This window comes from Exiguobacterium sp. 8H (assembly GCF_902506255.1).
In the GTDB taxonomy this organism is placed as follows: domain Bacteria; phylum Bacillota; class Bacilli; order Exiguobacteriales; family Exiguobacteriaceae; genus Exiguobacterium; species Exiguobacterium profundum.
Genome location: NZ_LR733459.1, coordinates 1 through 10357, shown reverse-complemented (window position 1 = coordinate 10357; position 10357 = coordinate 1). Strand labels below are relative to the sequence as shown.

General features: G+C 61.5%; 11 protein-coding genes. 8 read left to right on the top strand and 3 right to left on the bottom strand.

Going from position 1 to position 10357, the window contains the following annotated elements; genetic code table 11:
- Positions 1-90 precede the first annotated feature (90 nt).
- Together GVY43_RS15745 and GVY43_RS15740 are read right to left on the bottom strand one after the other, a co-directional pair.
- On the bottom strand, positions 91-720 hold the full coding sequence (locus GVY43_RS15745; protein ID WP_159563807.1) for a hypothetical protein: 630 nt from the start codon (positions 718-720) through the stop codon (positions 91-93).
- Between the two features lie 148 nt (positions 721-868).
- Positions 869-1165, bottom strand: a complete 297-nt coding sequence (locus GVY43_RS15740) for a hypothetical protein (protein ID WP_159563806.1) — start codon at positions 1163-1165, stop codon at positions 869-871.
- Positions 1166-1484: 319 nt separating this feature from the next.
- On the opposite strand from GVY43_RS15740, the gene GVY43_RS15735 reads away from it, so the two are divergent.
- The 3 genes from GVY43_RS15735 (at position 1485) to GVY43_RS15725 (ending at position 4693) form a co-directional block, all read left to right on the top strand.
- Positions 1485-3788 (top strand): SpaA isopeptide-forming pilin-related protein, encoded by a 2304-nt coding sequence (locus tag GVY43_RS15735; RefSeq protein ID WP_159563805.1) that lies wholly within the window; start codon positions 1485-1487, stop codon positions 3786-3788.
- A gap of 453 nt (positions 3789-4241) precedes the next feature.
- The gene (locus tag GVY43_RS15730) at positions 4242-4478 is read left to right on the top strand and encodes a hypothetical protein (RefSeq protein WP_159563804.1); all 237 of its coding nucleotides are present in this window, start codon (positions 4242-4244) and stop codon (positions 4476-4478) included.
- Positions 4475-4693 (top strand): hypothetical protein, encoded by a 219-nt coding sequence (locus GVY43_RS15725; protein WP_159563803.1) that lies wholly within the window; start codon positions 4475-4477, stop codon positions 4691-4693. Before GVY43_RS15730 ends, GVY43_RS15725 begins: the two co-directional genes overlap by 4 nt.
- A gap of 433 nt (positions 4694-5126) precedes the next feature.
- Here GVY43_RS15725 and GVY43_RS15720 read toward each other — a convergent pair whose 3' ends face one another.
- Positions 5127-5327, bottom strand: a complete 201-nt coding sequence (locus GVY43_RS15720; RefSeq protein ID WP_159563802.1) for a hypothetical protein — start codon at positions 5325-5327, stop codon at positions 5127-5129.
- Positions 5328-5457: 130 nt separating this feature from the next.
- On the opposite strand from GVY43_RS15720, the gene GVY43_RS15715 reads away from it, so the two are divergent.
- The 5 genes from GVY43_RS15715 to GVY43_RS15695 form a co-directional block, all read left to right on the top strand.
- On the top strand, positions 5458-5748 hold the full coding sequence (locus GVY43_RS15715) for a hypothetical protein (protein WP_159563801.1): 291 nt from the start codon (positions 5458-5460) through the stop codon (positions 5746-5748).
- Between the two features lie 270 nt (positions 5749-6018).
- Positions 6019-6375: an HNH endonuclease gene (locus GVY43_RS15710; RefSeq protein ID WP_159563800.1), complete on the top strand. Its 357-nt coding sequence runs from the start codon at positions 6019-6021 to the stop codon at positions 6373-6375.
- A gap of 16 nt (positions 6376-6391) precedes the next feature.
- Entirely contained in the window at positions 6392-6652 is a 261-nt protein-coding gene (locus GVY43_RS15705; RefSeq protein WP_159563799.1) for a hypothetical protein, read from the top strand.
- 209 nt (positions 6653-6861) lie between these two features.
- Entirely contained in the window at positions 6862-7851 is a 990-nt protein-coding gene (locus GVY43_RS15700) for a hypothetical protein (RefSeq protein ID WP_159563798.1), read from the top strand.
- Between the two features lie 81 nt (positions 7852-7932).
- On the top strand, positions 7933-10357 hold a 2425-nt coding region (locus GVY43_RS15695), incomplete at its 3' end, for a VirD4-like conjugal transfer protein, CD1115 family (protein ID WP_159563797.1).

Below are 10357 nucleotides of genomic sequence, written 5' to 3'. Positions count from 1 at the left end.
CCATCTTAAAAACGGATTTTTCAACCATCACTTTTTGAGAATCGTCAGGATTCGAGAGAGACGACAAGTCGCATGGTTGAGCCGTTTTTGTTACAATAAGGACGTCGGATAATCGTCCGGGAGCAGGTGTCGTTTATGGGCCATCGGATCATCGACGAGACCAAGCATCCAGTCGATCGAGACGTCCGCCTGTTCAGCGATCTGGTGGACGTGGTGCAAACCGATATAATTGCGCCGGTCCATTTTCATCCAACCTTGTACGGTAAAACTGGAGACTGTAAATCTCTCGGCAAGAAACTCTTCGAACTTCCCTTCTGTGTCGTTGACGATTTCGACATCCAATTGGGCGATGTATAACAGGCTCTCTCGCAAGCGTTGTAACAAGATCGGGAAGATCGTATCCCAATCTTCTGACGTTTGGATGGTTCTGACGTTCTGGTAGGTGATGATGTCGGTTCTCTCGAATAGCCAGTCCGCTGAGGTGTCGAGTTCCTCCAATAACCGATAGATTTGAAGGTTCCGTTTGATGCCAATCAACGAGTTAGATGGCTTAGATTTGTTTGACGATTGGCTAACGCTGGAATTGAGTGAAGTTATGATGACTTTCAACGTTTTTGATTGACGCAACGAGGAGTCGTTGTCCTTGAGAATTCTGTATCGTGCCTTGATCCGCTCGTATAGTTTGGCGCGGATGAGGACGATGTCATCGTTGTTGTTCATGTGCACTGTCTCCTTGTGATGTGTGTATGTATGTCAACAATTATGTGAACGCCTTCCTTCCAAAATCAAGAAAAGGTGAACATCGTTCACCGATTCGAGATATTTACAGACAAGAAAACCATTTACATATTTGGAATTTGTGATATAATTATTTATAAGTAACAAACAGCATTTTATTTACTTTAAAAATCCAGAAAACAAAAAAACCTACCAAGCCATATGGCTTGGTAGGCGAAGCTGCCGCAAGGTCGGACTCTGACGAGGCGACCGAGGGCTGGACGGATCGTGTTGACGCACGAACCATCCGGCTCTGGTGAATTTGATTTTTCCAGCCCAAATTCACCTTTATCATAGCGGATTTCACGTGGTTTTTCCAGTCTCCCAGATCGAAAAGTGCGCAAAATCCGAACATTTTTTGTACACTTTCTCGTTTCGGACGACGCATCCGCCCTCGTCTACATACGATCCAACCGACCTTTCGGCCCCTTCGACGAACAGAAGGAGGCCTTTTTGTCATGTCTGCAACTTTCCCGGATACAGGGCCATACATGTCCTGTGTCCACCATTCTATCAATGTTCGCGTGAGAATGACAGATGTCCTGTCACGATCGCCGATCTTCTTTCCTGATCTATCATCTTTACCATCCCATCCTCTGATCGTCCGTCCCCTTGAAGGGGGTGGTGGCTGAAAGCCGACGGTCTGTCGCGTCATCGTCAACGTCCCATTCACGGGCCGGTTGGCCCGACATAAGGAGGAATTCAACTTGTACTCAAACCGAAATCACCCCCCCGCCCCGGGGCGACGGGTGCTGGCCGCCATGCTGGCGTTCCTGCTCGTCTTCTCGGGCGTCCCGGCGAACGCCGCCGGCGCGCTCATCGACAGCGTCACACTGCTGTCTGACGGCGGGCAACCGATCGACACCATCACCCGTGACCAACGCGTCAAGGTGCGCATCGACTGGACCGAGAAGGACGCGGTCAAGGCCGGCGAGTCGCACACCGTGCGACTGCCAGACCAGCTCACCGTCACCGACTTCACGTTTCCTCTAAAGGATGACGCGGGGACGGTCGTCGGGGAAGGCAAGGTCGTCAACCGCGTGCTCACGTTCACGTTCAACGAGACCGCGACCGAGAAGACGAACCTGAGCGGTCACATCATCGTCGAGGGGCAGTTCCACTACCCGTTCTCGAAGACAGACCGTTCCGATGCCCTCGCGTTCGTCGCCGACGGCGCCGAGAGCACGCACCCGATCACGATCCTCAAGGACGAACCGCTCGACGAGCATCTGTACAAGTGGGCGAGCGCCCAGGTACAGAACGGCAACGAGATCCTCTGGTCGGTCCGGATCAACCAGAACAAGGACGCGCTCAAGGGCGCGAAGGTCGTCGATGTCGTCAAGCCGGGGCACACGCTCATGGCCTCGACGGTCACCGTCGGCACGATCGACACCGACGAGTACGGCTTCTCTGCCAGTGGCGTCAAGCCGGTCCCGGCCGGTGACTACACGCTGACGACGAAACCGGACGGGTTCACGCTCGAGCTCGGCGACATCACGAAGACGTATCTCGTCACCTATCGCACGAAGGCGGACGTCGTCCAGTATGAGTATCGCAACGACGCGACGCTCTCGGCGGACGGCTTCGAGCCGGTGAGCGTCTACAACAAGTACCGCAACTTCGACGGCGGTGGCATCTCGATCGGCTCCACGCCGACGGGCGCGCTCCGCATCCTCAAGGAAGGGGAAGACGCCACGCCCCTCTCGGGCGCCTCATTCCAGGTGACGGACGTCACCGGCGCGACGCATGACGTCGTGACCGACGCCTCGGGCGTCGCGATCCTCGAGAATCTCCCGGTCGGGAAGGTGGACGTCGTCGAGACCGGCGCGCCGGAAGGCCACGTCCTCGACAAGACCCCGCATGAGGCGACGGTCGACCGTGACGCCACGGTCGGGATCACCGTCACGAACGACACGATCCGTGGGAAGGTCGTCATCCTGAAGGTCGACGCGGAGACCGGGGAACCGATCCCCGAGACCGAGTTCCTCATCCTCGACGCCGAGGGGACGGAGGTCGCTGAAGGGTTCACCGACGCCGACGGCCGTTACGAGGTCGAGCTCCCGTATGGGCGCTATGAGATCGTCGAGACGAAGCCGGCACCCGGCTATGACGCGATCGACACCCGTTTCTACGCCGACGTCCGCACGGACGGGCAGGTGATCGAGCTCGAGGTCGTCAACGACTACATCTATGGCACGCTCGACGTCCTCAAGACGGACGCCGAGACCGACGAGGCGCTCCCGGGCGCGACGTTCGACATCCTCACGCCTGATGGCGCGGTGTTCCAGACGGTCACGACCGGGGAGGACGGGCACGCCCGTGTCACCCTCCCACATGGCACCTATGAGCTCGTCGAGACCGGCGCACCGGACGGCTACGTCCTCGACGAGGTGGCCATCCCGGTCACGATCGACGAACAGGGTCAGGTCGTCGAGAAGACGGTCACGAACCGCATGATCCGTGGCACGCTGCGCCTGTTCAAACGGGACGCGGAGACCGGTGAAGGGCTTCAAGGCGCGACGTTCCTCGTCCGTGACGCGGACGGCGTCGACGTCGGACGGATCGCGAGCGACAAGGACGGGGTCGCCCTGATCCTGTTGCCCCACGGCACGTACACCGTGACCGAGGTCGAGGCGCCGGAAGGCTATGTCCTCGACGACACGGAACACGCGTTCACGATCGAGACGGACGACGAGGTCGTCTCCCTCGACATCGACAACGAGGCGGAGCCCGCCCCGGAACCGCCCGCGAAGCCGAGCGAGGTCGTGACCGAGACCGTGACGGAGAAAGTGACCGAGAAGACGGTCGAGAAAGAGAAGATCGTCGAGAAGGAGAAGATCGTCGACCGTGGCACGTTGACGGCGACACCGGAACCGGCGACGCTCCCGGGCAAACTGCCGAAGACCGGCGAGGAGTGGGTCCGTCTGGCCCAACAGGCCGGGATCGCGCTGGCCGGCGTCGGGCTGTTGCTCCTGCTCTGGCCACGCAAACGGAAGCTGTTCCGTCGCTGACCGGCATATCCGTACACTGACGAAGGAACCAGATGCTGTATCACCGCACGAACGCACGCCACGCCGGACCCCGGTCCGGCGGTCGGATGTGCGGCCTACGACGCATGACCCAAAACACGGACCAATCTCCCGCCCCGGCGGGCGAACCTTGACAATCAGTTCCCCGTGTCTGTACATATCGGCGTGGCGCGACAGGGTGGACCGGTCGTGGCTATACGCACCCGTGCCCCGGGCAAACACCCGGGCACACCCAATGACCACCGGCACGGCGAGTGTCGTCAGGCAAGACCCGTCCCGACGTATCACCGGGCCGGCACCCGAAGACAGCACCACACCGCACGACGTACGACATGAACACGTAGGCCGCACATCCGACCATGGCGACATGGTGACCGGTCCGAGGGCCGGGAACACGTTGGACGAACAGGAAGGAGAGATATGATGAGCAAACCGTTGAGTGAGTACAGGCTGTTCCGACTGCTGAAAGAGGGTGGAGACACCCACAGCATCCATTTCAAGGTGGACGTCGGGCAGGTGGCCCCGTTCGATTTCAGGTATCGGGTCGTCGCGGATCGGTTGGAATGCGAGGTCGCGTTCTTAGGCCAGGCTATCCATATGCCAGAAGAGTTCGCAGACGAGAAGTTTCGCCAAGTGGCCGAAACGTTCGAACAGGAAGGGGTGATCTCATGAGAGCGCAAGCGCGTCTGATGGATGGCCTTGAGTGGATCGACGTCGAATATATCGGCGTGTTCCAGTTCTCGAAACCGGTAGGTCCGTCTGTGAAGGCCGGTGGCCATGGTGGCGGAGTGATCGCACACCCGGTGGCAGTCGTCAAAACAGATGGCATGTTGATCGACGTCCCACTAAAACACTTCCGTTTCATAGGAGAGGGTGGGGAGAAGTGAGCCACAAGGAGTTACGACACATCGCAGTGAGGCCGGCCAGGCGCCGACGACGGCCGAGATGGTACAAGGTGGTCCCGGGCTCGGGACTCCACGAGGCGATCGACACGTTCCGGGCCGGGATGCCGGTCTGGGCGGAGGTCATGCGCACATACGGCGAGGCGCTCGGGATCGCCCCGATCCTCGCCTATCGTTGCGACCTCGACGGGCCGATGCTCGCCTATCACGAGCTGAGGGCGCTCGGTCCACGGGCGAACCATTTCTGTGAACGGGAGGGCGCGTGGACGCCGAAACGGAACGCGGCGGGCGGGCGGACGCTACGCACATGCTTTGCGGCTGTCCTTCACCTGTACAGCCCGCCATCGCCACCCGCGAACCTGATGCGGGACCGTGGCTTCACGTACCCGGCGTTCGTCGCGCGACGTGACGGGTGCTACTACATCGTCCGTCCGACCCGACACCGTCGTCCCCGACGGGCGGGGACGGCATGATGCGCCGACCGGTCGCCCGTTACCGCGGTCGCCGTCCGATCTTGCTGGAGCGACGGGACGAGGGCGCGCGCTGCGTGCTCTATGTCCCCGATGCGCCCCAGTGGGAGATGGATTTGTTGGTGAAGCAGGGCTGGCGACTTTGCCACCGTCAGCCCGGACGAGACTGACCGAGACCGTCACCCGCGTCGCATGCGGGTGATGTGACACGGCGGGACCGCCTTCGAGAACAAGAAACCGATACCAGGGAACCATCAAGAATCGAGGAGTGAAAACGAGATGACACAGAAGAAACAGAAGGCGTCCACACTGACGCCGAAGACATCCCGCGCCGAACAGGCGCGTGCCAAACAACAGGCCGCGATGGTGCTCCGCGTCAAAGGGATCGCCTACGAGGACTGGCTCGTCGAACAACACCGTGCCTGCTTCGATGCGGGCTTCGATGCGCTCGCCGAGCTCGTCGAACAGACGCAGGCCGGGGAGGACGACAAGGCGAGAGAAACGACGAAGAAAGGAGACGGGCGCGATGAAGGCGACACCGGACACGTGGAAGACCACGACGCACGCTAGTTGGAGTCATCCGATCCGACAAGAACGAGACGTGTACCTGTTCACCTTGCATGACGGCGGGCACGCGGTCGTGGTGACCCCTGGCGGGCCACTGAGGGCCCGGCAACTGTTGCGCCATGTGACGGGCATGCCGGGCACGACACGCCCGCACGTCGCCTGCCGTAAGGCGACCAGTGTGGGATGGATCGAGGCGGAACGTCGACAGGGCCATGGCGACTGGTTCGGCGAGGAGGGCGTCCTGTTCATGGGGACGGGAAGGGTCAGGAGCCGATGAACAAGAAACGGCGGGCCATCTTCGAGAAGTCGGGTGGCCGTTGCTGGTACTGCGGATGCAGGCTTGAGGAAAAGGGATGGCATGCCGACCATTTCGAGCCGATCCGACGCAATTGGACGGATGGGACGTGTATCCATCCGGAACTAGACACGGAAGAAAACAAAGTCCCTGCATGTGGCAGTTGCAACATCCAAAAGGGCTCGCTATCTCTGGAGTCATTCAGAAACAAAATCAGCGGGTTTATCAATAGTTTGAATCAGTACCACAGTCAATATGCCGTTGCCAAACGATACGGGTTGATTGAGGAACAAACGACAGATGTCGTGTTTTGGTTCGAGAAACAAGAACAGTGAAAGGAGGTGAAATGGAATGGATGAATTTATCACCGCAGTCAATCAGTTCGTGACATTTGCCCAAAAACCAGCGTGGGCTCTTGTGGCACTCATCTTCCTCGTCGGCGGGTACTACTTCATGCTCGGTGGGCGCGAGGGACGTGAGAAGGCGAAGGCGATCTGGATTGCTGCCTTTGTCGGTCTCTTCATCGTCCTTGGCGTTACAGCGATCGTCAAGAGCTTGAAGGAGACGCAGGTGTTCGGGGTCATGCTCGACGGGCTCACCCGTCTGTTCTGATCCTGACCTGATCGCCCGAAAGGGGCGTCTCGGCGGTGCGGGCAGGGGACCCCTGCCCCGTCACACGCCGGTAGAAGCGAAGAAGCAAAGAAAGGGAGTGGGCACATGGCGAAACGGATCATGAGTGCCGTGTTGGGCGTCACGTTGTTTGTCGTCGGCGTGGCACTGTTGTTGTCAGAAGACTGAGACAGGACGAAGGAGGAATCAAGATGACGAAGCAAGCGAAGACGGCGATCCCCCATGCGCGCGTGCGCCTCGGGGATGATGAGTTCACGCTCCACGAGGCGGCCGATCGGGTCGCCGAGGAGGAAGAAGGGCCCCACGCCTATGAGCTGGTGGAGGCCGGCACCGGGACGTCGCTGTTGCAGGCGACGATCACGGACGACACCGGGCTCCTCGACCACATCGAGGACCGGCTGAAACGACTGCGCAAGGCGGTACGGACCGACAAACGGCTCGACAAGGCGCAACGTAAGGAGCGTATCGCCCGTCTCGACCACATCGAGACCGTCCTCGGGACGACATGGAAGGCCGAGAAGGCCGAGCTGAAGGTACGCGCGAAGGAGGCGCGCGTGGCGGAACGAAAGGCGAGAAGGGAAGGACGGACGCCCTCACCCGGAGCCGCCGGTGGCCGGCCGTGGCCCCTCATCACGACCTTTTTCCTCGCCACCGCGGTTGTGGGTGGCGGCGTGCTCTACACGATGCAAGGGAACGCCTCGCCGACGCCTGGCGTGGCAGAGGCGGAGACGCTCGAGGCGCTCGAGGCGCGTGTCGACCTGACGACGGCGCTCCTGCTCGGGGACGCCCGGACGATCGACAAGCTGATCGAGACCGGGAACCTCCGGGACGAGGACCGGCGCCTGCTGGTCCCTTATCTCGTCGAGACAGGACGGATCGACGACGCGGTGGCCATGAGCGACGGCGACCATCAGCTCGTCGCCGACCAGATCAGCAAGACCGGGGACTGGGCGACGCTCGAGACGTTCCAGGACGAATATCCGACCGCGAACGGGCAGTTCGACCTCGCGTATCGGGCGAAGGACTGGGAGACGGCGTTGTCGACCCGTGGCATCACGGAGTCGCCGGAGCGCCTGAAGCGCCGGCAGGCGGCCGAGCGTGCACTGGTCGGGGCGAACCCGAAAGAAAAGAAGGGCGTGACGAAAGAGACACAAGAGACGAAAGAGGGGGCGAGGAAATGAGCCCCCTTCCCCATGTCGTCCGGGCAGGACGTGACAGAAACGGGAACATCCCCCAGAGTCGGATGAAGGAGGAGGAAGTGTATGGTACGATTTTCTAGACGGCGTCGTTTCACGATGCGGGACAAGGTCCGCGAGCGTGAGATCGACCGTCGGGACTGGCGGCTCGACCGCGACAGGGATTGGAGCGAGTGGGCGGGCGACTGGCGCGTGCTCGTGCCGTTGTTGTTGCTGTTGTACGTTCTGGCCATCGCCCTGAGCGCGTTTCTCGTCAACGCCTTGACCGTCCTCATGGGCTGGGCCCGTGGGGCGATGACGGGCGAGATGACGGGAGGGGGGCTCGACGCGATCCTCGCGCTCGGGCTCCAGACGACCACCCTGGCGCTCGGCGTCTACGGCGTGGCGATGTTGCTCGTGACGTTCGGCGTCGCGCGTTGGGTGTACACCCTGCGCCGGGTCAACCGGCCGCTCTCGGAGACGTCCCACGGGACGGAACGCTTCACCGAGCACCGCGACCTCGCCGACGAGTATCGCGCGGTACCCGAGGCGGGCGAACGCTTCCCCGGGAAGGGCGGGTTCCCCGTCTCGCGCCGACGGCGCAAGGACGGGCGCTATGACATCTATATCGAGGACGACGCCTACAACTTCCTGATCTACGGGACGACCCGTTCCGGGAAGGGCGAGACGTCGATCTTCCCGTCGATCGACCTGTACAGCCGGGCGGAGAAGCAGTCGAGCATGGTTTTACACGACCCCAAGGGCGAGCTCTACACGGCGTCCCGGGCGACGCTCGAAGAACGCGGGTACCGCGTCCTCGCGCTGAACCTGGCCGACCCGACGAACTCGATGCCGTACAACCCGCTCGGGGCGGTCATCCGCGCCTATCGGCAGGGGCTCGCCGAGGCGAAGGCCACAGGCGGCCGGCCGAACCTCGACCGTGCCGTCGCCTATGCCGAGACCGTCGTGGTCTCGTTCTTCTACGACCCGAAGGACCCGACGAACTTCTGGATATCGTCGGCACGCGCGCTCGCGAAGGCACTGATCCTCGCCGTGTGCGAGGAGGCGGCGCAGGTCGAGCAGCAATTGCGCCGGCTCGTCCCGGGCAGGGACGAGGCCTACTATGACCGCCATTCGTGGGACCGCGTCACGATCTACCAGATGACGAAGATGCTCGAGGAATATCGTCCGATCAAGGACCCCGAGACCGGGCAGGAGTTCTTCCCGCTCGACGCCTACTACGACGGGATGGACCCGTCCCACCCTGCCAAGACGGCGTACGCCTCGTTCAGTTTCGCCGAGAAGAAGGCGCGCAGTGGGATCTGCCTGTCGCTACTGGAGAAATTCCAGGCGTTCACGTCGGACCAGATCGCACGGATGATGAGCCTCGACACGGTCGACCTGTCGGCCGTCGGGTTCGACGAGGAGCGCCCGACGGCGATCTTCCTCATCGTCCCGGACTACGACCGGAAGTATCACGTCATCGCGTCGCTGTTCATCAAGCAGCTGTACTTCCTGCTCGTCGAGGAGGCGTCCCGACGCCCGGGCCAACGATGCACGCGCGAGGTGCTGTTCATCCTTGACGAGTTCGGCAACATGCCTCCGATCGAGGGACTCGAGAGCATCGTGACGGTGTGCCTGAGCCGGAACATCCGGTTCCACCTGTACCTCCAGGCGTACGGCCAGCTCGTCGCACAGTACAACGAGCACATCGCCAAGACGGTCGCCGGGAACTGTGGCTACCAGGTGTTCATCCACTCGGCGGACTATGAGACGTGCAAGATGTTCTCGGACCTGTTGGGGAACCGGACGGAGACGACCGTCTCCCGTCAGGGCGCGCTGTTGACGCTCGACAAGAGCTTCAACGAGTCGAGCCATGAGCGCGCGCTCATGACCCCGAACGAGCTGATGCACCTCCAGGAACGCGAGTGGATCCTGTTCCGTCCGTTGAAACGGAAACGGCTCGACGGGAGCCCGATGTTCTCGTACCCGATCTTCAACAAGGGCGAGTCGCGGATGCGCTACCGGTACGAGTACCTGTCAGAGTGGTTCGACCCGTCGAGAAGCGTCGGCGAGGTCGGCAGTCGCGCGGCGCACGCCGACCGTCCGATCGACGAGCTGATGTACGTCCAGGCGGACGTCTACGTGGCGCGCCTGTTGGAGGACGGGGAAGACGTCCGAATGGATCAGGGGGGCATACAGGCGTCGCTGACACAGGCGCTGGACATGTTGTCGTCCACCGCCGTGTCGCATGAGCCCGAGCCCTCGACGCCCGCGCCAGTTGCGGCCCCGGTCGAGACGAAGGTCGGGCGGGGCTATACCCCGGCCCCGGAATCACCGGTGGACGAGGACTGGATGACGCAGGAACAGAAAGACCTGTTGTTCAAGGAATACATGGACCAGGTCATCGCATGGCGCGAACGCCGTGTGTATGACGGCCCGATCACGCGTTTCACGCCCCCAGAGGGCGCTCCGGCCCCAGAAGACACCGTGGACGCGTCCACCGGACAGA

Bases quoted from the DNA above. Each gene is read 5' to 3' on its own strand.
- GVY43_RS15740 (WP_159563806.1), bottom strand. From the start codon at position 1,165: ATGCGTCGTCCGAAACGAGAAAGTGTACAAAAAATGTTCGGATTTTGC.
- GVY43_RS15715 (WP_159563801.1), top strand. From the start codon at position 5,458: ATGACACAGAAGAAACAGAAGGCGTCCACACTGACGCCGAAGACATCC.
- GVY43_RS15710 (WP_159563800.1), top strand. From the start codon at position 6,019: ATGAACAAGAAACGGCGGGCCATCTTCGAGAAGTCGGGTGGCCGTTGC.
- GVY43_RS15745 (WP_159563807.1), bottom strand. From the start codon at position 720: ATGAACAACAACGATGACATCGTCCTCATCCGCGCCAAACTATACGAG.
- GVY43_RS15700 (WP_159563798.1), top strand. From the start codon at position 6,862: ATGACGAAGCAAGCGAAGACGGCGATCCCCCATGCGCGCGTGCGCCTC.
- GVY43_RS15725 (WP_159563803.1), top strand. From the start codon at position 4,475: ATGAGAGCGCAAGCGCGTCTGATGGATGGCCTTGAGTGGATCGACGTC.
- GVY43_RS15705 (WP_159563799.1), top strand. From the start codon at position 6,392: ATGGATGAATTTATCACCGCAGTCAATCAGTTCGTGACATTTGCCCAA.